Annotated in this window: 22 protein-coding genes; 8 read left to right on the top strand and 14 right to left on the bottom strand. The window is 71.6% G+C overall.

Annotation, left to right across the window (positions count from 1 at the left end; all coding sequences use genetic code 11):
* Positions 1-16: 16 nt before the first annotated feature.
* From OG219_RS36990 to OG219_RS36980, 3 genes are read right to left on the bottom strand one after another with little or no spacing between them, the layout of a single operon-like run.
* Complete coding sequence (locus OG219_RS36990; RefSeq protein ID WP_266834015.1) at positions 17-1,294, bottom strand: ABC transporter substrate-binding protein; 1,278 nt, start codon at positions 1,292-1,294, stop codon at positions 17-19.
* Complete coding sequence (locus tag OG219_RS36985) at positions 1,294-2,127, bottom strand: carbohydrate ABC transporter permease (protein WP_266834013.1); 834 nt, start codon at positions 2,125-2,127, stop codon at positions 1,294-1,296. The genes OG219_RS36990 and OG219_RS36985 overlap by 1 nt, the downstream gene beginning before the upstream one ends.
* A complete protein-coding gene (locus tag OG219_RS36980) occupies positions 2,124-3,059 on the bottom strand; it encodes a carbohydrate ABC transporter permease (protein ID WP_266834011.1) in 936 nt (311 codons plus the stop codon). Before OG219_RS36980 ends, OG219_RS36985 begins: the two co-directional genes overlap by 4 nt.
* Positions 3,060-3,316: 257 nt before the next feature.
* Between OG219_RS36980 and OG219_RS36975 the strand changes: the two genes are divergently transcribed.
* The gene (locus OG219_RS36975) at positions 3,317-4,180 is read left to right on the top strand and encodes a phosphotransferase enzyme family protein (RefSeq protein ID WP_266834009.1); all 864 of its coding nucleotides are present in this window, start codon (positions 3,317-3,319) and stop codon (positions 4,178-4,180) included.
* A 144-nt stretch (positions 4,181-4,324) separates the two neighbouring features.
* Here the strand turns inward: OG219_RS36975 and OG219_RS36970 are convergent, their stop codons facing one another.
* Entirely contained in the window at positions 4,325-5,290 is a 966-nt protein-coding gene (locus tag OG219_RS36970) for a LysR family transcriptional regulator (RefSeq protein WP_266834007.1), read from the bottom strand.
* A 95-nt stretch (positions 5,291-5,385) separates the two neighbouring features.
* Here OG219_RS36970 and OG219_RS36965 point away from each other — a divergent pair, with 95 nt between their 5' ends.
* Positions 5,386-6,423 (top strand): DMT family transporter, encoded by a 1,038-nt coding sequence (locus OG219_RS36965; RefSeq protein ID WP_266834005.1) that lies wholly within the window; start codon positions 5,386-5,388, stop codon positions 6,421-6,423.
* Entirely contained in the window at positions 6,393-6,890 is a 498-nt protein-coding gene (locus OG219_RS36960) for a YbaK/EbsC family protein (RefSeq protein WP_266834003.1), read from the top strand. Before OG219_RS36965 ends, OG219_RS36960 begins: the two co-directional genes overlap by 31 nt.
* 6 nt (positions 6,891-6,896) lie before the next feature.
* Here the strand turns inward: OG219_RS36960 and OG219_RS36955 are convergent, their stop codons facing one another.
* The 4 genes from OG219_RS36955 to OG219_RS36940 form a co-directional block, all read right to left on the bottom strand.
* Positions 6,897-7,628, bottom strand: a complete 732-nt coding sequence (locus OG219_RS36955) for a 3'-5' exonuclease (protein ID WP_266834001.1) — start codon at positions 7,626-7,628, stop codon at positions 6,897-6,899.
* Positions 7,629-7,742: 114 nt separating this feature from the next.
* On the bottom strand, positions 7,743-8,981 hold the full coding sequence (locus OG219_RS36950) for an SAV2148 family HEPN domain-containing protein (RefSeq protein WP_266833999.1): 1,239 nt from the start codon (positions 8,979-8,981) through the stop codon (positions 7,743-7,745).
* 115 nt (positions 8,982-9,096) lie between these two features.
* The gene (locus OG219_RS36945; RefSeq protein WP_266833997.1) at positions 9,097-10,416 is read right to left on the bottom strand and encodes a copper amine oxidase; all 1,320 of its coding nucleotides are present in this window, start codon (positions 10,414-10,416) and stop codon (positions 9,097-9,099) included.
* Between the two features lie 62 nt (positions 10,417-10,478).
* Positions 10,479-11,288: a Tat pathway signal sequence domain protein gene (locus tag OG219_RS36940; protein ID WP_266833995.1), complete on the bottom strand. Its 810-nt coding sequence runs from the start codon at positions 11,286-11,288 to the stop codon at positions 10,479-10,481.
* Between the two features lie 179 nt (positions 11,289-11,467).
* Between OG219_RS36940 and glgX the strand changes: the two genes are divergently transcribed.
* Together glgX and treY are read left to right on the top strand one after the other, a co-directional pair.
* A complete protein-coding gene (gene glgX / locus OG219_RS36935) occupies positions 11,468-13,576 on the top strand; it encodes a glycogen debranching protein GlgX (RefSeq protein WP_266833993.1) in 2,109 nt (702 codons plus the stop codon).
* A 122-nt stretch (positions 13,577-13,698) separates the two neighbouring features.
* On the top strand, positions 13,699-16,116 hold the full coding sequence (gene treY / locus OG219_RS36930; protein ID WP_266833991.1) for a malto-oligosyltrehalose synthase: 2,418 nt from the start codon (positions 13,699-13,701) through the stop codon (positions 16,114-16,116).
* On the opposite strand, the gene OG219_RS36925 is transcribed toward treY, so the two are convergent.
* On the bottom strand, positions 16,076-17,260 hold the full coding sequence (locus OG219_RS36925; protein WP_266833989.1) for a cytochrome P450: 1,185 nt from the start codon (positions 17,258-17,260) through the stop codon (positions 16,076-16,078). The two genes, treY and OG219_RS36925, sit on opposite strands and share 41 nt — an antisense overlap.
* A 180-nt stretch (positions 17,261-17,440) precedes the next feature.
* Here OG219_RS36925 and OG219_RS36920 point away from each other — a divergent pair, with 180 nt between their 5' ends.
* Together OG219_RS36920 and OG219_RS36915 are read left to right on the top strand one after the other, a co-directional pair.
* Positions 17,441-17,680, top strand: coding sequence for a hypothetical protein (locus OG219_RS36920; protein WP_266833987.1), 240 nt, complete (start codon positions 17,441-17,443; stop codon positions 17,678-17,680).
* Positions 17,681-17,820: 140 nt separating this feature from the next.
* On the top strand, positions 17,821-19,071 hold the full coding sequence (locus OG219_RS36915; RefSeq protein WP_266836355.1) for a M14 family zinc carboxypeptidase: 1,251 nt from the start codon (positions 17,821-17,823) through the stop codon (positions 19,069-19,071).
* A 16-nt stretch (positions 19,072-19,087) separates the two neighbouring features.
* Here the strand turns inward: OG219_RS36915 and OG219_RS36910 are convergent, their stop codons facing one another.
* From OG219_RS36910 to OG219_RS36900, 3 genes are all read right to left on the bottom strand, one after another.
* Positions 19,088-19,498, bottom strand: a complete 411-nt coding sequence (locus OG219_RS36910; protein ID WP_266833985.1) for an SSI family serine proteinase inhibitor — start codon at positions 19,496-19,498, stop codon at positions 19,088-19,090.
* The gene (locus OG219_RS36905; protein WP_266833983.1) at positions 19,495-20,820 is read right to left on the bottom strand and encodes a M14 family zinc carboxypeptidase; all 1,326 of its coding nucleotides are present in this window, start codon (positions 20,818-20,820) and stop codon (positions 19,495-19,497) included. The genes OG219_RS36910 and OG219_RS36905 overlap by 4 nt, the downstream gene beginning before the upstream one ends.
* A gap of 202 nt (positions 20,821-21,022) precedes the next feature.
* Positions 21,023-21,574: a DUF1707 and FHA domain-containing protein gene (locus OG219_RS36900; protein ID WP_266833981.1), complete on the bottom strand. Its 552-nt coding sequence runs from the start codon at positions 21,572-21,574 to the stop codon at positions 21,023-21,025.
* Positions 21,575-21,784: 210 nt separating this feature from the next.
* Here OG219_RS36900 and treZ point away from each other — a divergent pair, with 210 nt between their 5' ends.
* Complete coding sequence (treZ, locus tag OG219_RS36895; RefSeq protein ID WP_266833979.1) at positions 21,785-23,530, top strand: malto-oligosyltrehalose trehalohydrolase; 1,746 nt, start codon at positions 21,785-21,787, stop codon at positions 23,528-23,530.
* A gap of 12 nt (positions 23,531-23,542) precedes the next feature.
* On the opposite strand, the gene OG219_RS36890 is transcribed toward treZ, so the two are convergent.
* Positions 23,543-24,472: an aminoglycoside phosphotransferase family protein gene (locus OG219_RS36890; RefSeq protein WP_266833977.1), complete on the bottom strand. Its 930-nt coding sequence runs from the start codon at positions 24,470-24,472 to the stop codon at positions 23,543-23,545.
* Positions 24,473-24,550: 78 nt separating this feature from the next.
* A complete protein-coding gene (locus OG219_RS36885) occupies positions 24,551-25,666 on the bottom strand; it encodes an aminopeptidase P family protein (protein ID WP_266833975.1) in 1,116 nt (371 codons plus the stop codon).
* Positions 25,667-25,785: the final 119 nt, after the last annotated feature.

The following is a 25,785-nucleotide window of genomic DNA, read 5'->3' as shown; positions in this document are numbered from 1 at the left end:
CCCGCAGGTGCCGGGCTCACCTCTGATATCGCGCCAGCACCAGATTCCCGTCCTCCACGAGCCGTTTTCTCAGCTCATCGAGGTCGATCGCCCCGCTGTAGTATTCCTGGAACGCGGGGGTGGCGACCTTGTCCTTCCACTCGGGGTAGCCGCGCACGGACTGGGCGGGCGCCGAGCGCAGGTGGGCGGCGAGCGCGGTGCCGGTCGCCCAGTCGTCCTTCGTGGTGTGCAGGGCAGGGTCCTTGAGGGCCTCGGTGCCGGTGGGCAGCATCCAGTCGCCGAGGGCGAGGCGGACCATGTTCTCCGGCTGGAGCAGGAAGTCGATGAACTCGGCGGCCTCCTTCTTGTGCGGGCTGTCCTCGGCGACGGAGAGGGTCTGCGGGCTGACGCCCTGGGTGAGGCCGTCCGCGCCGGCGGGAGCGGGCAGCACTTGCCACTCGAAGCCCTTCGGCGCCTGCTGGACGATCTGCTGCCGGTAGGAGAAGCCGAGCGGGACCATCGCGTACTTGCCACCGAAGAACCCGGGCAGCGTGTCGGAGCCGCCCATGCCGAGCGTCGTGGTCGACGCGCTCCCGTCCGTGTTCACCTCGTCGTGAACCGTCCTCGGCACCACCTCGTCGGCCGCGTCGAAACGGACCGTCACCTTGCCGTCCTCGCCCCGGTGGAACATCTGCCCGCCGGTGGAGAGGGAGAGGTTGAGCGTCGCGGAGACCGGTTCCTTGAGCGGCCAGGCGACCCCGTACTTTCCCCCACCGCTCAGTTCCTTCGCGATCGAGCGGAACTCCTCCCACGTCCACGGGTTCTCCGGTGTCGGGATGCGGACGCCCGACTCCTTGAGCCACTCGGCGTTGGCGATCAGGACGCGCGGCTCCTGCAGGAACGGCACACCGTAGATCCCGTCCCCGAAGGTCGCCGTCTCCCAACTGCGCTGCGGGATGTCGGACTTGAGCCGTTCGGTCAGCAACTCACTGAGATCCGCGAGATAACCGCCGTACGCGAAGTCCGCCAGGTCGTCCGAGGCGTCATGGATGATGTCCGGGGCCTCACCGCCCTCGAAGGAGGTGAGCAGCTGGTCGTGGACGCTGTCCCAACTCCCCTGCACATACTCGACCTTGACGTCCGGGTGCGCGGCATTCCACTCCTCCACCAACTCCTTGTTGGCGTCGACGGACTCCTCCTGCCAGGCGAGCGACTGGAACCGGAGAGTGATCCGTCCGTCGGAGGTGCCGTCGTCCGAGGAGCAGGCCGTGAGCAGCAGCCCCATGACCACCGCGAGGATCCATCGCGTACGCATCAGCTCTTCACCGCCCCGGCGAGCATGCCGCCCGTGATCCGCTTCTGGATGATCGCGAAGATGACCAGCGAGGGGAGGGTCGCGAGGAACGCCGCCGCGGCCAGTGGGCCGAGGTCCGCGACACCCTCGGCTCCGATGAAGTGGGTGAGGACGACCGGGAGCGTCTGTTTCTCCGGGGTCTTGAGGAGCACGAGGGCGAAGAAGAACTCGTTCCACGCGCTGATGAACGCGAACAGCGCCGTCGCCACGATGCCGGGCGCGAGCAGCGGCGCGGTGATGGAGATCAAGGTGCGCACTTTGCCCGCCCCGTCCACCGCCGCGGCCTCCTCCAACTCGGTGGGCACGGCCCGTACGTAGCCCACCAGCATCCACAGCGCGAACGGCAGCGCCCACACCACGTACACCATGATCAGTCCCGGCAGTGAGTTGATCAGCCGGAGGTTCTTGAGGACCAGGAACAGCGGGATGATCACCAGCACGAACGGGAACGCCTGGCTGACCACGACCCACCCGGTGGCGGCCTTCGCGAGCCGCGTGCGGTGCCGGGCCATGACGTACGCCATCGGGGTCGCGATCAGTACGGCGATGACGGCCGCGCCGAGCGCCGCGACGAGGGAGTTGAACGCGGCCTGCAGCAAGGGCTGTTCGTCGAAGGCCTGGCGGAAGTTGGCGAGGGTGGGGTTCCTGGGGATCCAGGTGGGGTGCAGGCTCGCCAGCTCGCGCGGGGGCTTGAAGGCGGTGGAGATCAGCCAGAGGAAGGGGAAGGCGAGGAAGACGAGATAGCCGAGCAGTGCGAGGTACTGGCCGACGCGGGCGCCCTTACTGGTCCTCATGCGTCCTCACCTCCCCTCAGGCGGCCCACGAGGAAGACGGCGAGGAGGACCGAGATCAGCGCGACCATCACGCAGCCCATCGCCGCCGCGTAGCCGAACTGGCCGTAGCGGAAGGCCTCTTCGTAGGCGAAGAGCATCGGCAGGCGCGTACGACCGCCGGGGCCTCCGTTGGTCAGCACGTAGACCAGCGCGAAGGAGTTGAAGTTCCAGATGAAGTTGAGCGCCGTGACGGCGAGCGCGATCGGCCGCAGGGCGGGCCAGGTGACCGTCCGGAAGCGGCGCCAGGCTCCGGCGCCGTCCATCGCCGCCGCCTCGTGCAGTTCGCGCGGGGTGTTCTGCAGGCCGGCGAGCAGGGCCACCGTCGTCTGGGGCATGCCCGCCCAGACGCCGACGACGATGACGGCGGGCAGGGCGGTCGCCAGACCGCTGAGCCAGTCGCGGCCGTCCCCGAGGCCGAGGTCGCGCAGCGTCTCGTTGAGAATGCCCGCGTCCGGGTTGTACACAATGCGCCACATGACGCCGACGACGACCTCGGGCATCGCCCAGGGGATGATCGCGAGGGCGCGCGCGAGCCAGCGCAGGCGGAGCTCCTGGTTGAGCAGGAGGGCGAGTCCGAGCGCGAGGAGGAACTGCGGCACGGTCACCCCGACCGCCCACAGCAGGCCGATCCGGAACGAGTCCCAGAACAGTGTGTCGTGCAGCAGGTCCTGGAAGTTGAGCACGCCGATCCACTGCGTGGACTGGGTCCGCCCCGACTGCGAGTCGGTGAACGCCAGCGCGATCCCGTACAGCAGCGGTCCGACGCTGAGCACCAGGATCGGGATGAGAGCGGGCAGCACCAGGAACCAGGCGCCGTGATCGGCGGGACGACGCTCCGCGCCCCCGCCGGACGCACGCTTCGTTGACCGCCTCGTCGCGGTCGCCAATGTCACGGATTCAGCTCCTTCGGGCGGCTCGTGCGGGTCTGGGCCCGGTCGTCACGGCGGCGGCGTCCGGCAGGCGGCACCGTGACGACCAGGCCCGACGTCCTGGCGGCCCCGTCATCGTGCTGATGGTCTGACGTGACGTCAAGACAGCGTGCAGCCCCCTTCGCGGGCGCCCGACCAGTGCGAATGCAACACTGGCCGACGTAAATGGCGCGATCGTGACGCCGTGTGCGGGGGCCGGCAGGAACCATGGGAGGCGAATGATGGACGAGGCACAGGCGCGGAACGTACTGGCCGCGGCGGGTGTGCTGCCGGAGCCGGTGCGGGAGGCGACTCTCCTCGCCCTGCGCGAGAACGCGGTGTTCGCCGCCGGTGACCTGGTGGTCAAGGTGGGGCGCGACGCCGAACTCCTCGACCGTGCGCGGCGGGAGCTGGACATCGCGGCCTGGCTCGCCGACGCGGACGTCCCTGCCGTGCGGGCCGCGGAGCCCAAGGCGCGGCTGGTCGACGGTCACCCGGTGACGGTGTGGCACCGGCTGCCCGATCCGGTGCGCCCCGCGGAGGCCCGGGATCTGGCCGAACTGCTACGGGTGGTGCACGCACTGCCTTCCCCCTCCTTCGCGTTGCCGCCCCGCGAACTGCTGGGCGGTGTGGAGCGCTGGCTGCGTCTGGCGGGCGACGCGATCGACCCCGCGGACGCGGCGTACCTGCGGGCCCGGCGCGACGGCTTCGCGACGGCCGCGGCCGCGCTCACCCCGCATCTGCCGCCGGGCCCGATCCACGGCGACGCGCTGCCCCGCAATGTCCATGTCGGCCCCGACGGACCGGTCCTGGTCGACCTGGAGACCTTCTCCGCCGACCTGCGCGAACACGACCTGGTGGTCATGGCCCTGTCCCGCGACCGCTACGGGCTGCCTGCCGAGGCGTACGACTCCTTCACCGAGGTGTACGGCTGGGACGTCCGTGAGTGGGAGGGCTGTTCCGTGCTCCGGGGAGCGCGCGAGACCGCCAGCTGCTCCTGGGTCGCCCAGCATGCGCCGAGCAACCCCAAGGCACTGGCCGAGTTCGAGCGCCGGGTGGCGTCACTGCGGGACGGCGACGAGAGCGTGCGCTGGTATTCGTTCTGAGGAACGCAGGGCTCGCCACCAGTCCCGGTCGGGGTACCTCTGAGGAACGACGGGCTCGCCACCAGTCCCGGTCGGGGTACCTCTGAGGAACGACGGGCTCGCCACCAGTCCCGGTCGGGGTACCTCTGAGGAGCGCCGGGCTCGCTACCGGTCCCGGTCCGGAGGTACGGATGTGCCGTGGGCCTCAAGAGCCGGCCACGGTTCGCCCGTGTCCCGGGCCTGGACCGTGCGGGCGGCGCGGCGCAGCTCCGCCAGGACCGTGCGCACCGCCTTGCGGGCCGTGCGCTCGGGGCGGTGCAGCGCATCGATGTGCCGTCTCGCCTGTACGCCGCTGAGCGGCTTGAGGACCAGTGCGGCATGCGGTCGCGTGGTCCAGCGGGGCATCAGCGCGAGGCCGCCCCCGGCGGCGACGGCCTCGGCGACCACCGCGAACTCGTTGATGCGGTGCGCGAGATGGAGCGGCCGGCCGGCCGCGGCGGCGATGGCCTCGATGGTGGCCATGACCGGGAAGCCGTCGTGCACGGTGATCCACGGCTGGTCGGCCACATCGCGTGGGGAGACACGCCGCTTGGTGGCGAGCGGGTGGTCGGCGGGCATCGCCACGTCCAGCGGCTCGCGCAGCAGTGTGGTCACGGTCACCGTGCGCGGCCATGGCGGGGCGTGGTCGAGGCGATGGGCGAGGACGAGGTCGTACTCCCTGGTCAGCCGGGGGAAGTCGTCCTGCGCCACGTCCTCGTCGGCGAGCGCCAGAACCGGTCGGCCGGGTCCGGCGAGGCCGCGCAGCAGCGGCGGGAAGAACGTCGCACCCGCGCTGTGGAACGCCGCCACCGACACCTCGCCGTCGGGGCGGTCGAGGAACTCGTCGACCGTGTGCCGGGCCCGCGCCAGAGCCGTTTCCACCTCGACCGCCGCGCCCGCCAGCGCCTGTCCGGCGTCGGTGAGCACCAGCCGTCGGCCCTGGCGCTCGGTGAGCGGGACCGGGATCGCGCGCTGCAGCAGCCGCAGTTGCTGTGAGATCGCCGAGGGCGTCACCAGCAGTGCCTCGGCGACCGCGGTGACACTGCCCAGTTCGCCGAGCTCCCGCAGGATCCTCAGCTGCCGTTCGTCCACGTGTCCCAGTGTAGGCGGACAATGTAGGGGAACTAAAAGATCGTTTTAGAAGGAGCCTCTGGGCTTCAGGGACACCCTCGGTGCACCGTAGGCAGGTGTCCGACACCCGCCGTACCGATCTGGTACTCCTCCTTGTCGCGCTCGTCTGGGGTTCCAGCTATCTGTCCGCCCAGACGGCCACTTCCGCCCTGCCCGTTCTGGTCGTCCTGTTCGTGCGGTACGCGTTCTCCGCGCTCGCCTGTCTCGGCCTCGTCGCCGCCCGCCGGGGCGCACCCCGGGGCGCGCGCCGATGGACCCGCGACGAGATCCGGGCCGGGGTGCCCCTGGGGGTCACCCAGGCCGCCGTCCTCGTCGTGGAGACGTACGGTGTCGCACACACCAGCGCCGCCAACGCCGGGCTGATCATCAGCCTGACCATCGTGCTCACCCCGCTCCTCGATCGCGCGGGCCGGCGCGGTGGGCTGCCTCCCGTGTTCTTCGCCGCCGCCGGGGTGTGCGTCCTGGCCGTCGGACTCCTGATGTCCGGCAACGGCTTCCACGGTCTCCGCCTCGGCGACCTGCTGATGCTCGCCGCCGCGCTGGTGCGGGCGGTGCATGTCGTGCTCGTCGGACGGCTCACCGCACGCCGGTCGATACGCCCGCTGCACCTGACGGCGGTGCAGACCCTCGTCGGCTCGGCCCTCTTCCTGGCACCGGCCGCGCACGACCTACCGACGCTGGCCCACGCCGACACCGCGACCTGGGCACAACTCGTCTATCTCGCCCTGTTCTGCAGTGTGTTCGCGTTCCTCGCCCAGACCTGGGCCGTGCAGCGCACTTCGGCCAGCCGGGCCAGCCTGCTCCTTGGCACCGAACCGATCTGGGCCGCCACGGTGGGCATCACCCTCGGCGGCGAACACCTCACCTGGCTCACCGGCCTCGGCGCGGCCCTGATGGTCGGCGGCACCTATTGGGGCCAGTCCGTGGAACGGGCCCATCGCACCGCCGCCGAGCCCATGGGGACCGGCGAAACCGCCATCACCGCCACGACGGCGCAGGACACCGAAGCTCAAGGCAGAGAAGCTCAAAGCTCCACAGCTCAACGCCTCGAAAAGGACACCCCATGCCCGACGACGACACTTACCGGCAGCTGATCTCCCTCCTCGACACCTCCTCCGTCGACTACCGCCTCATCGACCACGAACCCGAGGGCGCCACCGACACCGTCAGCGCGCTGCGCGGACACCCCGTCTCCCAGGCCGCCAAGTGCATCGTCCTGCGGGTCAAGACCGACCGCCGCACCACACGTCATGTGCTCGCGGTCGTCCCCGGAGACCGGCGGGTGGACCTGGACGCCGTACGGACGCTCTTCGCGGCCCGCTATGTCGGCTTCAGCGACGCGGAGACCGCGCAGCGGCTGGCCCGGGCCGTCCCCGGGAGCGTCCTCCCGTTCAGCTTCGACCCCGACCTCGTACTCGTCGCCGACCCGGACGTCGTCGCACAGCCGCGGCTGTACTTCAACGCCGCCCGTCTGGACCGCTCCTTGGTCATCTCGGGCTCCGCCTACGCCGAACTCGCCCGGCCGCGGGTCGCGCGCATCGCGAGCCCGGCGCCGGCGTGACGACGCTCAGTCCGTCGGGACCGGCTCGTCCGCCAACTCCCGCAAGGGCCAAGTCCCGTCCACCACCGCGTCCGTCTCGCCCTTGCGGCGCAGGAAGCTCTGGAAGTCGGCTGCCCACTCGGCATACCACTCGATCTGCCGGCGGTGCAGCTCCGCCGGGCCGAGGGCCGCGACCTTCGGGTGGCGGTCGGCTATCGCACGGGCCAGCCGGGCCGCGGCGAGCGCGTCGGCCGAGGCGTCGTGGGCGGTGTCCAGCGAGACCCCGTACTCCGTGCAGACCGCTTCGAGGTTCCGCTTGCCGCGGCGGTAGCGGTCCACCGAGCGGTCGATCGTGTACGGGTCGATGACGGGCGCCGGATCCACGCCGCCCAGACGGTCGCGCAGCGACGGCAGACCGTACCTCCGCAGCTCCGCGGAGAGCAGGGTCAGGTCGAAGGCCGCGTTGTAGGCGACGACCGGCACGCCTGTCTTCCAGTACCCGACGAGGACACCCGCGATGGCGTCGGCCACCTGGTCGGCGGGCCTGCCCTCGGCGGCCGCCCGTTCGTTCGAGATCCCGTGCACCGCCACCGCGTCCGCCGGAATCTCCACGCCCGGATCGGCCAGCCACTCCCGGCGCCCTATGGGCTCTGAGTCCTTGACCTCGATCACGGCACCCGTGACGATGCGCGCCTCGCGCGGATCCGTCCCGGTCGTCTCCAGGTCGAAGCCGATCAGCAGCTCCTGGTGCCAGCCCATGGGCGGCCCCCCTTCTTCGTGGTGCTTTCCCCCAGTGGTCTCCACGATCCCATGCACCACTGACAATCCGAGGGCCGCATTCCGCTTCCCCCGCCTCTCAGCGCGCCGGGAGCGTCAGGACACCGGCCGTGAATCCGCCCAGGCCACCTCGAACTCCTCGCGGTATGTGGAGAAAAGCCCCTCTTCGTCAACCTCGTCCGGTTTGACCACTCGGCCGCCGCCACGCAGCACCAGTACCGGCGCCTCCATGCCGCGCGTCCGGCGCAGATAGGACTGCACGACCGCGATGCCGTCCGAGCCGTCCCCGTCCACGAGGTACGCGGTGAAGCGGGGCGTCTCGTCGTACACCTGGATCTCGAAGGCGCCCGGGTCGCGCAGCCTGGACCGAACCCGGCGCATGTGCAGGATGTTCATCTCCACGGCGCGGCTCAACTCGCCCCGTTTGATGCCGAGTTCCCGCTCGCGCCGCTTCACCGCGCTGGAGGCGGGGTTCAGGAACAGCAGCCGCACCCGGCAGCCCGACTCGGCGAGCCGCACGAGCCGCCGCCCGGAGAAGTTCTGCACCAGCAGGTTCAGGCCGATGCCGATGGCGTCGAGACGGCGGGCGCCGCCGAAGAGATCCTCGGCGGGGAACTGACGCAGCAGCCGCACCCGGTCGGAGTGCACGCCGACCACGTCCGCGTACCGGTCGCCGACCAGGTTCTCGACGGCGTCGACGGGCAGCCTGCGCGCGGAGGGCACGTCGCTGCCGGCGCCGAGTATCTCCAGGAGTTTCGACGCGGCACGCTCGGCCTGCGCGAGGACCGCCTCGGACAGCGCCCGGTTACGCGAGACGACGTTCCGGGTGACTTCCAGCTCGTCCAGGGCGAGTTCGACGTCCCGACGCTCGTCGAAGTAGGGCTCGAAGCACGGCCAGTGCTGCACCATCAGCTCGCGGAGCTGCGGCAGGGTCAGGAAACTGAGGACGTTGTCGTCGGCGGGGTCGAGCAAGTACCCCTTGCGGCGGCTGACTTCGCGTACGGCGACCGCGCGCTGCACCCACTCCTGTCCGGCGGGTCCGGCGGCGGCCACCACCCATTCGTCGCCGTGGACGGGTTCGTAGATGGGACGGAGAACAGCGGCCACGACCGCGCGCAGCCGCTGCTCGACCAGGTTCAGCCAGATGTAGGCGCGGCCGGCCCGCTGGGCGCGCGTACGCACCTCGCGCCAGGCGTCGGCGCCCCAGTCCAACTCCGGTCCAATTGATCCCATTTCCATCGGCCGCGCCAGGGACACCGCGCCGGGTGGGACATCTGTGGAGTTCCCCTCGTGACCCTCGTCACCAGGAGGCAGCTCCAGCCCTCCCGAGCCCACCCGCGCACCGCCTTCCGCTCCCCCGAGCTCTTGCGTGGAGCAAGCCCCCACTCAACGATCAAGGAAGGGTACTCCGGGAGCGGTCGGCGGTGCAGCCCGATGGACAGGTCGTTTCTCAACTACCGTTTTGCGCTTGCCCGTTCTGATCGGCGAGAGCCGGCGGAGTGAGCGGATTCATAGCCGTGACGTCGCGCGGAGCGATGGAGAAGCCCTGCCAGTGGACCGGCATGGGCTGCTGGTCCTCGTCGCGCGCGATGTGGTGGAAGCCCACGTTGACCCAGACGACGGGGTGGGCGAGGTTCTGCCCGTTGACCCACTTGTCGACGGAATTACCTGCTCCGGTACCGCAGTTGAGCGGGTTGTTGCTGGCGAACTGTTCGCACCGCTTGTACTCGGTGAAGTAGATGTCGTGCTTGGTGAAGCTGCGCCCCGGGTACTTGGTGGTGGCGCCCGGGACGATCTCGTAGCTGCGCGCGTGCTCGTCCTTGTTCTTTCCGACCCTGCTGACGACGCGCCACCAGCGCATGTTCTTGGCGTCGCCCGCGAGTTCCTTGGTGATCTTGGTGCGGGTGGTCTTGTTGGTCGGTCCCTCGTTGCCGCTGGCGGGCGGGCTGACCACCGAGTCGTACTGCTCGACGGTGCTCCTGGAGGAGCCGTCCAGACCGAAGTTGAGCTTCCAGAAGACGTTGTGGCTGTGGCTGGTGGCGTACGACTTGGCGCCCTTGCCGATCGGCCAGCCGCGGCCGTCGCCCGCGTCGTAGTCACCGGGCGAGAGGCTGCCGGTGGCGCCGACGTTCATGTTGACGGTGCCGTCGTCCTGGAAGCGCCACTCGGTGATGTACTCGTACCAGCCGACCTGGTTGACGGTGTAGACCAGCAGGTCCTTGCCCTGCGCCTGGTAGACCTTGTTCGCCGTGTCGCCCTGCATGCGGTAGGCGTGGCCGCGCGTGCGGGTCGTGGTGCACAGGCCGTTGGCGGTGGGGCGGTCCGGGTTCCAGGCGTTGGGGATCTTGACGTTCTTGATGGTGCCGCCGGGACACTCGCCCGGGGCCAGGTCCATCAGCCCCTGCCCGAAGCCGGCGCCGGTGAGGTCGTCGTACTCGGCCTGCCCGTCGTCGTAGGGGACGTGGATCTGGGCGAGCTTGGCGCTGGTGAGGACCTTGATGGGGGCGGCCTCGCCCTTGGGCTGGTACGAGATGTTCTCCAGGACGAGCCCGGCCTCGCTCTCGTAGCGCCAGCACATCCGCCAGGTGGTGCCGGTGGAGAGCTTCTGCTCGATCCGGTAGGCCGCGCTGCAGTCGGCGGCCGCCGCGGGAGCGGCCTTGGGCTGGGCGACCGCCGGTCCCGCGGACGCCGCCGCGCCCACGGTCAGTGCGGCCACCGAGAGGCCCACCGCCGTCCGGCTGCGGGCACGGCTGTTTCTGTTCACGCGCATGACTAAGAGACTCCTTGCGAAAGCAGAGAAGTGGGTTGGGAAGGTGAACCAGCGGTGGCCGACTAGCCGAGCTTGCCGACCTTGCGGGCGCTCAGGTCGATCACCAGGTCACGGCTGTCGATCCACGGCCCGTTCTTCACCTTGGGGAAGAGCCGTACGCAGCGGTGCGTGCCGCAGTCCGCGAGCGCGGCGGGCTGGGCGCCCGGGGCCGCGCGGTAGACCATGCTGTTGAGGATCAGCTGATCCGGCGAGGTGAGTTCCTTCCCCGTGGCGTCCTTGTAGTCGGCCCTCAGGCCCGCGCCGAGCGGGTCGGCGATGAGCAGTTGCGCGGCTTCGGTCATCTCGTCGCCGCTGATGGGCGGCTGGACACCGTGCTGGGTGTCGGTCTGCTCGACCTTCCCGGTGTCCAGGTTGACGGTCTTGGTGACGAGCGCGTCGTCCTTGTAGTCGTAGAACCGGACCTCGGCGCGGCGTGGCGCGTTCGGGTCGTCCAGTTCGTCCACGGCAGGCTCGGCGAGGTCGACGCCGATCCGCTGCGGGCCGCGGTCCCCTTCGACGTTCTCGGCGGAATTGAGCAGCTGCCGGTTCAGCGCGATCCCCTCGACGCGCTCGGTCTCGTCGTCGGTCAGCGGGTCGCGGCCCTTGCCCTTGTCGCCTTCGGCCGGCGCCTGCTCGACCACGCCGGGCTCCGCCGCCGCCTGCCCCTGCTGCCCTGCCTCCTGCGAGGTCCCGCCGCTTCCCTTGGCGCCGCCCGAGTCGTCGGCCCCCGCCGAGCCCGGCAGAGTGATACCGATCATCACGGCCGTCCCGGCAACCGCGATGGCGGCACCCGCCACCACCTTGCCCAGATGGCGGTGCACTATGTTGCGCACATTTCCCCCTACTCCCCCTGATCCGTCTAGGAGTGTTTAGAGCCCCACTGGTTCGGCATACGACGTATGCCTGGTCATTGGGTAAGAGGGACGTAAGTCATAGGAGGTTCCCTCACTTTCGGGGAGACTCGGCCCGGAGCAGCCCCCAGGGGCACGGCACAACTGGAAGAGTCGTATCCATGCAGGTCTGGCCTGGAGAGGCATATCCACTCGGTGCCACGTACGACGGTGCCGGTACCAATTTCGCGGTCTTCTCGGAGGCCGCCGCCCGTATAGAGCTGTGTCTGCTGCACGACGACGGCTCGGAGACGGCGGTGGAACTGCGGGAGAGCGACGCGTTCGTACGGCACGCCTATCTGCCCGGAATCATGCCCGGGCAGCGCTACGGCTTCCGCGCGCACGGGCCGTACGCGCCCGGCCGCGGCCAGCGCACCAACTCCGCGAAGCTGCTGCTCGATCCGTACGCGCGCGCGATCAGCGGTGCGGTCGAGTGGGGCGAGGAGGTGTACGGCTACCACTTCGGGGAGCCCGACAAGCGCAACGACCTGGACTCGGCGCCGCACACCATGACGTCGGTGGTGGTCAACCCGTACTTCGACTGGGGCGACGACCGGCCTCCGCGCACCGAGTACCACCACACGGTGCTCTACGAGGCCCATGTGAAGGGCCTCACGATGCAGCACCCGGAGCTGCCCGAGGAACTGCGCGGCACGTACGCGGCGCTCGCCCACCCGGCGATCATCGAACACCTGACCAAACTGGGCGTCACCGCGCTGGAACTGATGCCCGTGCACCAGTTCGTGAACGACCACCGTCTGGTGGAGATGGGCCTCAACAACTACTGGGGCTACAACACCATCGGCTTCTTCGCCCCGCACAACGCGTACGCCTCCTGGGGCGACCGCGGACAGCAGGTCCTGGAGTTCAAGTCGGCGGTGCGGGCCCTGCACGAGGCCGGGATCGAGGTCATCCTGGACGTCGTCTACAACCACACGGCCGAGGGCAACCACCTGGGTCCGACACTCTCCTTCAGGGGCCTCGACAACGCCTCGTACTACCGCCTCTCGGAGGACCAGCGCTACTACACGGACACCACGGGGACCGGCAACTCCCTGCTGATGCGCTCCCCGCACGTGCTCCAGCTGATCATGGACTCGCTGCGCTACTGGGTCACCGAGATGCACGTCGACGGATTCCGCTTCGACCTCGCGGCCACCCTGGCGAGGCAGTTCCACGAGGTGGACCGGCTGTCGTCGTTCTTCGACCTGGTGCAGCAGGACCCGGTGGTCTCCCAGGTGAAGCTGATCGCCGAGCCCTGGGACGTCGGCGAGGGCGGCTACCAGGTGGGCAACTTCCCGCCGCTGTGGACCGAGTGGAACGGCAAGTACCGCGACACCGTACGGGACATGTGGCGGGGCGAGCCGCGCACGCTGGCGGAGTTCGCGTCCCGTCTGACGGGCTCCTCCGACCTCTACCAGGACGACGGCCGCCGCCCCCTCGCCTCGATCAACTTCGTGACATGCCACGACGGCTTCACACTGAACGACCTCGTCTCGTACAACAACAAGCACAATCAGGCCAACGGCGAGGACAACCGCGACGGCGAGAGCCACAACCGGTCCTGGAACTGCGGTGTCGAGGGCGAGACGGACGACGAGTCCGTCCTGGCCCTGCGCGGGCGCCAGAAGCGCAACTACATCGCGACGCTGATGCTCTCCCAGGGCGTGCCGATGCTCAGCCACGGCGACGAGTTCGCGCGTACCCAGGGCGGCAACAACAACGGCTACTGCCAGGACAGCGAGGTGTCCTGGGTGCCGTGGCCGGAGGAGGACGGCGAGCTCCTGGAGTTCACCCGCGCGATGGTGTGGCTCCGCCGCGACCACCCGGTCTTCCGGCGCCGCAGGTTCTTCCACGGGCGTCCCGTCCAGGGCACCCACGACGAGCTGTCCGACATCGCATGGTTCACCCCGGAGGGCCAGGAGATGACCCAGCGCGACTGGGGCTCGGCGCAGGCGCGCGCCCTGTCCGTCTTCCTCAACGGCAACGCGATCTCCGAGCCCGGCCCGCGCGGGGAACGCATCTCCGACGACTCCTTCCTGCTGATGTTCAACGCCTCACCGGGGCCCCTGGAGTTCGTGGTGCCCGTCAATCACGGGCGCCAGTGGCAGGTGATCGTCGACACGGCACGTCCGGAGGGAGTGGCGCCGGGAACGGGCGCGAAGGTCGAGGCCGGGGACCGGCTGTCACTGGTCGACCGGAGCATGACGGTGTTGCAGCGGCCCGCCTAGGCGAGTGCGTCAGCCGTTTCTCCGGGTGCACGCGCGCGTAGAGGGTCTCTCGCTCCAGGCGCGCGTGCCCGTTTGCAGGCCTCGATGTCACGAAAGGCGGCGGGGCGGGTACGTAGGTTCCCATGACACCTGAGCGTCCAGAACCGGTGACTCCCGAGCCCGTGGATCCCGAGCCCGCGGTTCCCGCCGTGCCGACCGCCACGTACCGGTTGCAGCTTCAGCCGGAGTTCCCCTTCGGGGCTGCCGAGGCTGCCGTGCCGTATCTGGCCGCGCTCGGCGTCTCGCATCTGCATCTGTCCCCCGTCCTGGAGGCGGTCCCGGGCTCGACGCACGGCTACGACGTCGTGGACCACGCGCGCGTACGGGGTGAACTGGGCGGGGAGGACGGGCTGCGCTCCCTGGCGCGCACCGCGCGGGAGCACGGGCTCGGTCTGGTCGTGGACATCGTGCCGAACCACATGGCCATGGCCCCGCGGCACAACCGCCCCCTCTGGGAGGTGTTGCGCGAGGGCCCCGAGTCGCCCTACGCGCGCTGGTTCGACATCGACTGGGACGCCCAGGGAGGACAGCTGCTGCTGCCGGTGCTCGGCGGCCGGCTCGGCACGGAGCTCGGCGAGCTGAAGGTGGACGGCGACGTACTGCGCTACTACGACCAGGTGTTCCCGCTGCGGGAGGGCACCGAGAAGCTGCCGTTGCCGCAGCTGCTCGACGCGCAGTGGTACCGCCCGGCGTGGTGGCGGCTGGCGAGGACCGAGCTCAACTACCGCCGGTTCTTCAGCATTTCGGAGCTGATCGGGGTACGCGTCGAGGACCCGGAAGTGTTCGCGGCGACCCACGCGAAGATCCTTGAACTGCTCGACGACGGCGTGGTCGAGGGGTTGCGCATCGACCACCCGGACGGGCTGGCGGACCCGGACACGTATCTGCGCCACCTGCACGAGGCGACGGACGGGCGCTGGACGGTGGTCGAGAAGATCCTCGCGGACGGCGAGCCGCTGCCTGCCGCCTGGCCCGTCGCCGGGACCACCGGCTACGACGCGCTGCGACAGATCGACGGCCTCTTCACGGACCCGGCGGGCGCGGGCGAACTCCTCGGCCAGTACCGGCGTTTCGCGGCCCCGCAGAGCGACCGGGGCGGCCACTGGGAGGCGACCGTGCGCCGGGCGGCGTACAAGGTGGTCACGCACGAACTGGCCACGGAGGTCGACCGCCTCACGCGCGTGGCGAGCCGCCTGTGCACGGCCTCCCCGGACCCCGCGCTGCGCGACCACGCCCCCTGGGCGCTGGGCACCGCACTGCGCGAACTCCTCGTACGGCTCGACGTGTACCGGCCCTACCCCTCCTCGGACGCCGCTCTGGTGGTCACCGAGGAGGCCGCCGCCGAGGCCCGGGCGGTCTTCACGGTGCCCGAGGAGGCGCACGCCGTGGACGTCGTACGGGACCTGGTGCTCGGGCGGGCCGGTGACGGACCGGGGCACGCGGAGTTCCGGGCCCGGTTCGCGCAGACCTCGTCCGCACTGCGGGCCAAGTCCGTGGAGGACACGGCGTTCTACCGCTATGTGCCCCAGCTGTCGGCGAACGAGGTGGGCGGGAACCCCGGGAGCCCGGCCGTGTCCCCGGAGGACTTCCACGCGTACTGCGCGCGCGTGCAGCGCGACTGGCCCGCCACCGGAACCGCCCTGTCGACCCACGACACGAAACGCAGCGCCGACGTACGAGCCGCCCTCTCCGTGCTCACCGAGTGTCCCGGGCAGTGGGCCGACGTCCTGACCGAGGTGACCCGCGAGGGCGCGGGCGTGCCCGACCCGCAGGTGGCGTGGGCCGCGTGGCAGACGGTGTTCGGGCTCGGCCCGGCCGACCCGGAGCGGGTGCAGGGAGCCCTGCTGAAGCACGTCCGGGAGGCCGGACTGCACACCGCCTGGACCGAGCAGGATCCCGCCTACGAGGACGCGGTGGCGGCGTTCGTCGCGGCCGGGCCCTGCGGGGCGCCAGGGCGGCGCGTGGCCGACTTCCGGGCGGCCCTGGCGCCGCATGTGCGGGCGAACGTCCTGGGGGCCGCTCTGGTCCATCTGACGATGCCCGGGGTACCGGACGTCTACCAGGGCACCGAGGGCGAGTACCTGGCGCTGGTGGACCCGGACAACCGGCGGCCCTTCGCACCTCTGGAGCAGGCGTCGGCGAAGGCCGCGCTGACCACGGGGGCCCTGCGGCTGCGCGGGCGGCGCCCCGCCGTCTTCGGCGACTCGGCGACGTACACGCCGCTGACGGCACAGGGCCCCGGCGCCGCAAACTGTGTGGCGTTCGTACGCTCCGGGGAGGTGATCACGGCCGTCACGCGGCTGTCGCTGCGGCTGGCGGAGGCGGGCGGCTGGCGCGACACCCTGCTCCCGCTCCCCGAGGGACGGTGGAGCGATGTGCTCACCCCGGGGCGGGAGTTCACGGGGCACGCGCGCGTGGCGGAGCTTTTCGAGCAGTTGCCCGTGGTGCTGCTCGAGTGGGTCAGCGAAGGCGCACCGGAAGGCTCCGCGGTGAGCGGCTGATCAGGCCCTCCGGGGTGGGCCGGAACCCCGGGACCCACCGGAGGTCCGGCAGGACCGTCAGAAGGGCGCGCAGGCCGTGTTCTGCGGTGAGCCGGGCGAGCAGGGTGCCGGGGCAGAAGTGCCGTCCGGAGCCGTATGCGAGCTGCCCCGGGTCGGTGCGGAAGGCGTCGTAGCGGTCCGGGTCGGCGAACCGTGCGGGGTCGCGGCCCGCGGAGCCCACCAGGCACGCCACGGTGGCGCCCACGGGTATCGCGCCGACCGGCTCCACGGCCCGCCGCAGGACGACGTGCAGCGGCGGATCGCGGCGCAGCGACTCGGCCCAGGCGCCGGCCGTCAGCGCGGGGCGGACGCGGACGACCCCCAACTGGCCCGGGTGGTCGAGGAGGTTGGCGAGGAACGACGCCAGGCCGCGGGCGGTCGCCTCGCCGCCCGCGCCGAGGACGGACCCCGCCAGGCCGACGACGGCCTCGTCGGACAGCGGTCGCCCGTCGGCCCGCGCCGTGCACAGCGCCGACAGCAGATCGGCACCCGGGTGGCAGCGGCGGCGGGCGATGTGCGGCCGCAGGAAGGTGTCGAGGTCGGGGTGGTGGCCGCCGAGATGGCCGAGGCCCGTGCGGCACCAGGCCTGCACGCGCGCGGTGTCCTCGTACGGCAGCCCGAGCGCGGCGACGGCCGCCGCGGTGGGCAGCCATTCGCAGAACTCGGCGACGAGATCGGCCTCCTGGCGGTCGGCGAGACGGCGGGCGAGGACGTACGCCGTGCGGGCGACGCCGGCGGTCAGGGCGGCCAGCGCGGCCCCCCGGAACGCCGGGGAGACAACGGCCCGGTGCGCGCTGTGCGTACCGCCCTCCAGGTGGGCCAGGGTGCGTCCGGGCGGCACGGCGACGAGCCGCGGGTCCGCGAGCGCGGCGCGCACATCGGCGTACTTGCTGACCAGCCAGGCGCCGAACCGCTCGTCGTACACGAGGGGATGGCGCTCGCGCAGGACGCGGTACAGCGGGTACGGGTCGCGCTCGGTGCCCGCGGCGAGGAGGCTCGGGGGTGCCGGACGGTTCGCCGTCGGTGGCGGTCCCGTCCTGGTCGCCGGGCCGGTCCGAGGGAGCGTGCTCGGCAGCGCGGGGCAGTGACTCGGCGGCGCGGCCACGCTTTCCGGCCACGGACTCAGCGGTTCGGAGGAGACACCCGGCCACAGGCTCAACAGTGGAGGCGCGTCCGCCGGTCGAAGGCTCCCAGGTGCGGGCCCGTCGTCCAGGAGGGCACCCGGAGTCGAAACCCGCGGCGGTCCCGTCGGTGTGGACGTCGGTGCGCCTTCGCCGGGAAGTCCGTGAGGACACAGCACCGCCGGCCTCCCGCCTCGGGTCTGCGCGCTGGACCCGCGCGCGGTTGGTCCCAGCCGACCACCGCGACGCCCGGACCGCAGGCCTCGTACACCCGAACGGGTGACACGGGCGTCTCCTGCGGCACCGATCCGGGCGAGGCGCCGACGGCCGTCGCCAAGGGCAGGTTGCACGGCCAGGGCGAGACGTTCCGGGCGCTCCAGGGGCGGGGCGTGCATCAGCGGTGAATCCGCCGTCTGTCGGTGCACACCCCCCTGCCAGCGGTAAATGCTATTTGGCGCCCCCTGGAGCCGCCCCACCATTTCCTTGACACTTCACTCAGTCCGTGGAGTACTGCGGAAAGCGACGCAGGGCGGACAAGTCGGGGGTGAGTCTCCTGCCGGAGTTGCGCTACCTCACTGTGACCGAAATCGTCTCGACCGCCCGGGCGTTGGCGGCTCACCGGCCCGGCCTGTGCGCGCTCAGACAAGTCGGTGTCTCGCGCGGGGGCAGACCTCTCCACCTGCTGTCCATGGGCCACGCACCGCGCGCGGTCCTCGTCGTGGCGGGCGCGCACGCGAACGAGCCGACCGGCGGCTCGACCGTGCTGGCGGTGGCCGAACGCGTTCTGCACGAGCGGGAGTTGCGGTCCGGCACCTCCTGGCACTTCCTGCTCTGCGCGGACCCGGACGGGGCGAGCCTCCATGTGACGCCGGCGCCGCGCACCCTGTTCGACTACCACCGCGGTTTCTTCCGTCCGGCCGGGCCCGAGCAGCCGGAGTGGTCCCCCTCCGTCCTGCCGCCCGACCAGCTGCCGCCGGAGACCCGCGCCCTCACCCGGGTGATCGATGAGGTGCGGCCCTACCTCCAGGTCAGCCTGCACGGCACCGATCTGGGCGGCAGCTGGGTGCAGTTGACCAAGGACGTCCCCGGACTGGCCGAGCCGTTCGCCAAGTCCGCGGCCGAGCTGCACATCCCGGTGGAGACGGCCGCGTCGGACGCCGCGGGCTGGCCCGCCTCCGGGCCCGGGGTGCATGTGATGCCTGCACCCGGCTCGGACGCGGCGTACCCGAGCATGCCCGACGACGCGCGGCACAGCACCTGGTACCACGCCCACCGGTACGGCGGTCTCACGGCGGTCGTCGAGGTGCCGATGTGGGCCAGTGACCTGGTGGACGATCCGACGCCGCACCCGGCCCCCGCGGCGGCGATGCGACGGCTGGCGCGCAGGCTGCTGTGGGACGCGCTCCAGGTGGAGGCGGCGCTCACGGAGGCGCTGCCGCGGCTCCAGGGCCTCGACGGGCCGCTCCTGCGCGCCTCCAAGTGGGCGCTGGACCTGGTGCCGGGCCTGGCCGACGACTGGGTGCGGACGCCGCCTACGAACACGACGATGGCGTACGTCGGCAGTGTCGACGCGTTCGGACGCCGGCTCCCGCTGCGGGCCGCCGCGATGCTGCTGCGGGTTCTGCGGGAAGCCGGCGACCGCGGGGCGCCGCGCCTCGAACGGCTCGTCGCCACCTGGAGCGACGCCTTCGCCGAGCGCTTCCGTGCCCGCTGGGTTCCCCTGGAGCACCAGGTCGAGCACCAGGCCCGTACGGTGATCGCGGCCGCCCGCCACGCGCGCGACACACAGCCCTGAATCGGCTGCTACGGAGTCAGCCTCCGAGCGCGAACACCGATCCCGTCTCGACTCCCATCATGCAGGTGTTCGAGAAGGTGTGCGTGTACTCGGTCCGCCGGCCGTTCCACTCCCCGCGCGCGGAGGCGGTGACCGGCGCGTAGATCATCGGGCAGAGGACATCGGCCCGCACGGGGATGCGGGTGATGTCCCCTTCGGCGGCGCTGAGTTCCTCGCAGGCCTGTGCCGCGTGGGTGTGGCCCTGGGGCGGATCGCAGAGCAGCAGTGTGCCGCGGGTGTCGCTGGACCGGGCGTCGCCGGTGGTGACCGTGAGGTACAGCCAGTTGCCTTGGACGGCCTGCTGAGACACCGCCGGGGCCGCGCCCAGGGTGAGGAGGGCGACCGCCGCGAGCAGACCGCCCCGTACCGCTTGAGTGGTTTTCGTCATTCCCGGTGCATCGGCACCGCGGCCTGCGAACCCCACCCCGTCTCACCCGAACGGGAGCGCACGGGCGCGTGCCGTCCGGCGAGTTCGAACGCGGAGAGCACCACGCGCGCCTGGTACTCGACCTGACGCGCGACCGGGATCCAGCGCGCGCCGCAGCCGTCGCGGTAGTCGGCGCACCACTCGTCGATCAGCCGGTCGAGCTCCGGCAGCACTCCGCGCGGGTCGTGTCCCGAGCCGGTCACGAGCTGGTGCAGCAGTCCCGCGGTGCGCAGGGCGACCCGGCGTCCCGCGAGGCGCAGGGCGGTCAGCCGCGCGGTGTTGAGCGGCGGCAGGGGGCGCGCTCCGCCGTCGTGCAGGTCGGGGTCCCACGAGTCGGCGAGACCGGGGCCGACCAGTAAATAGTCGTCCACGGGCGCGAGGAGGCAGGCCGCGTCGGGGGTGCCGTCGAGAACGGGGCGCACGCGGGCGAGGATGCCCTCCAGGAGCCGGGTGTCGCCGCGCAGGGTGTGGCTGACGGCGCGCAGTGCCGCGTCGGCGTCGGCGGGCGGTGAGGGGTCCTCCACGGCGGCGACACCCCACATGGGGGCCTCGACGACCGCTGTCACGGTGCCGTACGAGTGCGGGTGGAACCAGGTGGACTCGACGGCGGCCTCGGTTATGGCGGCCGCCAGGTCTCCCCTGCGCGGCGGCGGGATGCGGTAGACGGCGGGGCCGAGCGTCGGCCAGTACAGGGTGTCGTACGGACCGAGTTCGCGCGGGATGCCGAGGCGCGTCGCGTTGTGTGCGACGCGCTGGGCGATGCCGGGCAGCTCGCGGGTGAGTTCGACGAAGGCGCCGCCGACGTCGACGCCGTGCAGGGAGCACTGCAGGAAGGGCCGCAGTTCGTCCTGGAGGTCGAGGAGGGTACGGGTCTCGGGCAGGGTCGCCCCTGCCGCACCCTCGGGCAGCCACTCGGGCTGCTCCAGGAAGCCGGGCCGGAAGAAGTGCCTGAAGTAGTGGCCGAGGGTGTACGGGCCCGACAGCCAGGCCTCGTTGCGGCGGGCGCCGTCGGGGTCGAGGCAGAGCAGCAGGTTCCAGGTGGCGTCGGCGCCCTCGCACAACCGGGGGTCGGCGAGCGCCCGTTCGGCCAGCCGCAGGGCCGTGGCGCCGCCCACGGGTTCGTTGGCGTGCGGTCCGGCGACGACGAGGGCCTGACGGCTGCCGTGCCCGACGGACAGGAGCCACATCGGCGTGCCCGCCCGTGAGGTTCCCACGCGGCGCAGGCGGGCGTCGCGAGGACGGCGGGCGGCGAGTGCGGCCGCACGGGCTCCCAGCTCGTCCACGGTCGGGTAGCGGAGGAGCGGCGGCAGGGCACACCTCCACTTTTGTGGTGCCTTCGGTTCACCTGATGTGCATGTGTACGCACAGTCAGTCACGCCACTGGGGGTACGTCAACACCGTGGAGCGTAAGGAGAGTCGACGAAAACTGAGCGCAAATCCCAGGCCAGAGCTCAGCCGACGGGGGCCGACCGCGCCCCCGAGCGTTCAGTCGGACGCGAGCCGGAACGTCATCCGCCCGAAGCCGATCTGGTCGCCGTCCTTGACGACGGCGGCACCGATGACACGCCGCCCGTTGACGGTCGTGCCGTTGGTGGAGCCGAGATCGCGCAGCACCCACAGACCGCCCTGCCGGCTCAGCTCGGCGTGTATCCGGGACACCGTCTCGTGGTTGAGCCGCAGACCGTTGGCGGGGTCGCGGCCGATCCGCAGCGGGTACATGCCCGCCGGGTGGGGCAGCAGCAGCTTCGGGAGCTTCTCGGCCTGCCAGGCCCTGCGCACCCGTACGGAGAAGCCGGAGACCGCCTCGACGGTGCCGAACACCAGCTTCGACCAGCGGTTCTCGGTGGGCAGGTCGGCGGTGAGCACGGCCAGCTCGTCGGACCTGCGGGCGGTCAGCGCCAGCTCCATGCGGCGGATGAACGTGTCGTGCGAGAGGCGCCCGAGGGCGACGCCGTCACGGAGCGCCTTCAGCGCCCGGTCGCGCTCCGCGTCGGACAGCCGCGCGGGGTACGTGTGGAACTCGAAGGACGACGTCACGCTCGTGATTGTCGGGCAGCGCGGGCGGGGTGTCCAGAAAACCCGGAAACGGCGGCTGCGGCCGACCGGACCGTTCCAGGTGGAGAACACGCGGCAAAAGGGTGGATTCGAAAGCGAATTGATCTCACGTGAAGCACCATGGACGAGCTGCCTCACGGTGAGCGGACAACGGCGAGCGATCAACGGTGAGCGAACAAGGGGGAACCGTCAGTGCGGTTCGAGGTGTGGGCACCGCAGGCCGACCGGGTGACACTCCACTGCGAGGGTGCCACGCGCGCGTTGGAGCGCGATCCCGAGCGTGCCGGGTGGTGGACGGGTGACGCGGAGGCGCGGGACGGGACGCGGTACGGCTTCGCGCTGGACGACGGCCCCGTGCTGCCCGACCCCCGCTCCCGGCGGCAGCCGGACGGCCCCGACGGGCTGAGCGCGGTGGTCGACCCGGAGCAATACGGCTGGCGCGCGGAGTGGGCGGGGCTTCCGCTGCCGGGCGCGGTCCTGTACGAGCTGCACGTGGGGACGTACACCCGCGAGGGCACCCTTGACGCGGCCGCCGAGCGGCTCGGGCATCTCCGGGAACTGGGCGTCACACACGTCGAGTTGATGCCGGTGTGCCCGTTCCCCGGACGGCACGGCTGGGGGTACGAGGGTGTCTCGCTGTGGGCCGTGCACGAACCGTACGGCGGCCCCGAGGCGCTGAAGCGCTTTGTCGACCGGGCGCACGAACTCGGCTTGGGCGTCGTACTCGACGTCGTGCACAACCACCTCGGCCCGTCCGGCAACTACCTGCCCGCGTTCGGGCCGTACTTCACGGACACCCACCAGACGCCCTGGGGCTCCGCGGTGAACCTGGACGCGCCCGGCTCGGACGAGGTGCGCGCGTATCTCGTGGGCAGCGCGCTGGCGTGGCTGCGCGACTACCGGCTTGACGGGCTGCGCCTGGACGCGGTGCACGCGCTGCGGGACACCCGCGCGCTGACCTTCCTGGAGGAACTGTCGACGGCCGTGGACGGCCTCGCCGCGGACCTCGGGCGGCCGCTCTTCCTGGTCGCCGAATCGGATCTCAACGACCCCCGGCTCATCGCCTCCCGCGAGGAGGGCGGCCTCGGGCTGCACGCGCAGTGGAACGACGACTTCCACCATGTGCTGCACACCGCGCTGACCGGTGAGGCGCAGGGCTACTACGCGGACTTCGCGCGCGCCCCGTTCGCATCGCTGGCGAAAACGCTGACTTCCGGTTTCTTCCACGACGGCACGTATTCGAGCTTCCGCGGGCGGTCGCACGGCCGCCCGCTCGACCGTACGCGCGTCTCGGCCCACCGCCTGCTCGGCTACACCCAGACCCACGACCAGATCGGCAACCGCGCCCAGGGCGACCGGCTGTCGGCCTCCCTCTCCCCCGGACTGCTGGCCTGCGCCGCCGCGCTGACGCTCACCGGGCCCTTCACACCGATGCTGTTCATGGGCGAGGAGTGGGCCGCGGGCACGCCCTGGCAGTTCTTCACCGACCACACCGACCCCGAGCTCGCCGATGCCGTACGGCGGGGCAGGCGCCGGGAGTTCGCGGCGCACGGGTGGGCCGAGGAGGACGTCCCCGACCCCCAGGACCCGGCCACCCGGGACCGCTCCTGCCTGGACTGGTCGGAGCCCGAAGCGGCACACCACGCGCGCGTACTGGCCTGGTACCGCGACCTGATCACCCTGCGCCGGCAGCAGGCGGACCTCTCGGACCCCGACCTCGCCGCCGTCAAGGTCGCCTACGACGAGGAGGCCCGCTGGCTGGCCCTGCGGCGCGGGGACGTCCGGGTGGCCGTGAACCTCTCCAAGGAGACCGCGGAGATCCCCCTCGGCATCCGCCACGCGCGCGTGCTGGCCGCCTGGGAGCCGGTCCCGACGCCGGGCGAGGACGGGGTGTTGAGCGTGCCGGGCGAGTCGTGCGTGGTGCTGCGGCAGGCGTGAGCCGGTGGCGGGTCAGTCGTCGCCCGTGAGTTCCGTGACGCGTTCCAGCAGGATCGCCTCCCAGGCTCGGCGCAGTTGGGTCCTCAGGAGGGCGACGGGGCGCTCGTCACGCCCGTCGAGACGGTCGGCGAGGCGGATCACGGTGTCGCAGCGGGACAGCCACAGGCCGCGCAGACAGGGGCGGGCGCCGTACCCGGCCAGGGTGGCGGCGCGTACGGCCGCGGGGGCGCCGACGGCGACGGCGAGCCCGGCGATGTCCTCGGTGGGGTCGCCGATCACCGCGTCGGTCCAGTCGAGGACGCCGCGCACCCGGCCGTCGGCGCTGACGACGAGGTGTCCGCCCTTGAGGCCGTGGTGCACGAGGACGGCAGCGCCGGGCTGGCCGGCGAGCTTGACGGCGGCGGCCGCGGTGAGCTGGGTGAGCCGGGCGGGGTCGAACTCGTCGGCGGCCGCGAGCTGTTCCGCGGCCCGTTCGGCGGAGGTCCGCAGCGCCTCCAGGGAGCGCGGCGCGGCGCGCGGAACACCGAGGGCCTCGGCCTGTCGTACGGGCACCTCGCGCAGCCCTGTGAGCAGCGCCGCGAGGTCCGCCTCGCCGATGGCGGAGACGTCCTGTTCCTCGCCTGTGACGCCGGCCAGCCTGGTGTCGAGGGTGTAGCTCAGACCGGCGGCCCACTCGCCGTGCGCGACGCTCACCGGGACCGCGACCCCGACATGCGGGCGGACCACGTCTCGCAGCCGCAGTTCCCGGCGTTGGCGTGCGGAGGCCTCGCGGTCCGGGGCGAGCCGCAGGACATGGCGCGAACCGACCCACCAGGTGGAGTGTCCGCCGCCCTCGGTGACGAGCCGCACGTCGGGGCCCCGGCCCGCCGCGGGGGCGTCGGCGAGCAGGGAACGGACCAGTCGGCGGACGGTGTCCGCGGTCGGTGTCGGTGCCTGGGTCATGGTCGCGCCGCTGTCGTTCGGGGACGTGGGAACCGAGCGTGGAAGGACCTTCCGGTCGAGCGTGGGAAGAACTTCCGGTCAGTCGACGATCACCAGCTCTCGGGAAGTGGTGTTGAGACGGCGCCCGCCGTCCTCGGTCACCGTCACGATGTCCTCGATGCGCACTCCGAAGCGGCCGGGCAGATAGATGCCGGGCTCCACGGAGAAGCACATTCCGGGAACGAGGGGCAGTTCCTCGCCCTCGATCATGTACGGCGGTTCGTGGGTGGTGACGCCGATGCCGTGCCCGGTGCGGTGGATGAAGTACTCGCCGTACCCGGCCTCGGTGATGACCGCGCGGGCCGCCCGGTCGACGTCCTGGCAGGCGGCGCCGGGCCGCACCGCCCGGAAACCCGCCTCCTGCGCCTCGCGCACGATGTCGTGCACCGCGCGCTCCTCGTCGTCCGGTTCGCCGACGTGGACCGTGCGGGAGGTGTCGGAGCCATAGCCGTGCTTGAGGCCGCCGAAGTCGAGGACCACCATGTCGCCGCGTTCGATGACGCGGTCGCCTGCCTCATGGTGCGGGTTGGCTCCGTTGGGGCCCGAGGCGACGATGGTGAAGTCGACCTGAGAGTGCCCGAACTGCCGCAGCAGGGCGGCGACATCGGCGGCGACGTCCGTCTCACGGCGGCCCGCGAAGGAAACCTTCCTGATCTCCTCGTACGTCGCGTCCGCGGCGGCGCCGGCAGCCGCCAGCCGGTCCAGTTCCGCCGCGTCCTTGACACCTCGCAGCATCGGCAGGGCCTCGGTGAGGGCAACGTAGCTCGCGTCCGGCAGCCGCTTCTGGAAGCCGAGCAGGTGCAGGGCCCAGGTGTTGTCGCTGACGCCGAATCGGCCGGAGCCGGCGAGGAGAGCGCCGGTCGCCTCGTACGGATCCTTGCCGTCGGTCCAGTCGCGGAGTGCCAGCGTGGGGGCCGCCGCTGCCGCGTCCGGGGCCTCCAGGGTGGGCACGACCAGGACGGGATCCTGGCCGGGCCTGAGCACCAGCACGGTGAGCCGTTCGGTCTCCACGGGCCGGTACCCGGTCAGCCACACCAGATCGGGGCCCGGCGCGACCAGGACGCCGTCGAGCCCCGCGTCCGCGGCGGCATCGGCCGCGCGCCGCATACGGGCCTCGTAGTCACCGGCGGTGAAGGGCTCGGGTGTGCCGGTCATCCATGCCTCCGTCTTTCCCGGATTCCCCAGGGGGCTACGGGCAGCATCCTGCCCCTCCGGTGGGGCGGGCGCGAGCCGGTTGCCGCCATCGCGGCGCGCGGTCCCGATCAAGGCCAACC

The sequence above is a fragment of the Streptomyces sp. NBC_00038 genome, assembly GCF_026343635.1.
In the GTDB taxonomy this organism is placed as follows: domain Bacteria; phylum Actinomycetota; class Actinomycetes; order Streptomycetales; family Streptomycetaceae; genus Streptomyces.
The sequence above is the reverse complement of the archived record's forward strand: the minus strand, read 5'-3'. Positions and strand labels throughout refer to the sequence as shown.

What these genes read in the sequence shown, in the direction of transcription:
- OG219_RS36890 (WP_266833977.1), bottom strand. Translation starts at nt 24,472, where the DNA reads ATGACCCAGGCACCGACACCGACCGCGGACACCGTCCGCCGACTGGTC.
- OG219_RS36955 (WP_266834001.1), bottom strand. Translation starts at nt 7,628, where the DNA reads ATGGGCTGGCACCAGGAGCTGCTGATCGGCTTCGACCTGGAGACGACC.
- OG219_RS36945 (WP_266833997.1), bottom strand. Translation starts at nt 10,416, where the DNA reads ATGCGCGTGAACAGAAACAGCCGTGCCCGCAGCCGGACGGCGGTGGGC.
- OG219_RS36910 (WP_266833985.1), bottom strand. Translation starts at nt 19,498, where the DNA reads ATGACGAAAACCACTCAAGCGGTACGGGGCGGTCTGCTCGCGGCGGTC.
- treY (WP_266833991.1), top strand. Translation starts at nt 13,699, where the DNA reads ATGACACCTGAGCGTCCAGAACCGGTGACTCCCGAGCCCGTGGATCCC.
- OG219_RS36960 (WP_266834003.1), top strand. Translation starts at nt 6,393, where the DNA reads ATGCCCGACGACGACACTTACCGGCAGCTGATCTCCCTCCTCGACACC.
- OG219_RS36990 (WP_266834015.1), bottom strand. Translation starts at nt 1,294, where the DNA reads ATGCGTACGCGATGGATCCTCGCGGTGGTCATGGGGCTGCTGCTCACG.
- OG219_RS36885 (WP_266833975.1), bottom strand. Translation starts at nt 25,666, where the DNA reads ATGACCGGCACACCCGAGCCCTTCACCGCCGGTGACTACGAGGCCCGT.
- OG219_RS36975 (WP_266834009.1), top strand. Translation starts at nt 3,317, where the DNA reads ATGGACGAGGCACAGGCGCGGAACGTACTGGCCGCGGCGGGTGTGCTG.
- glgX (WP_266833993.1), top strand. Translation starts at nt 11,468, where the DNA reads ATGCAGGTCTGGCCTGGAGAGGCATATCCACTCGGTGCCACGTACGAC.
- OG219_RS36985 (WP_266834013.1), bottom strand. Translation starts at nt 2,127, where the DNA reads ATGAGGACCAGTAAGGGCGCCCGCGTCGGCCAGTACCTCGCACTGCTC.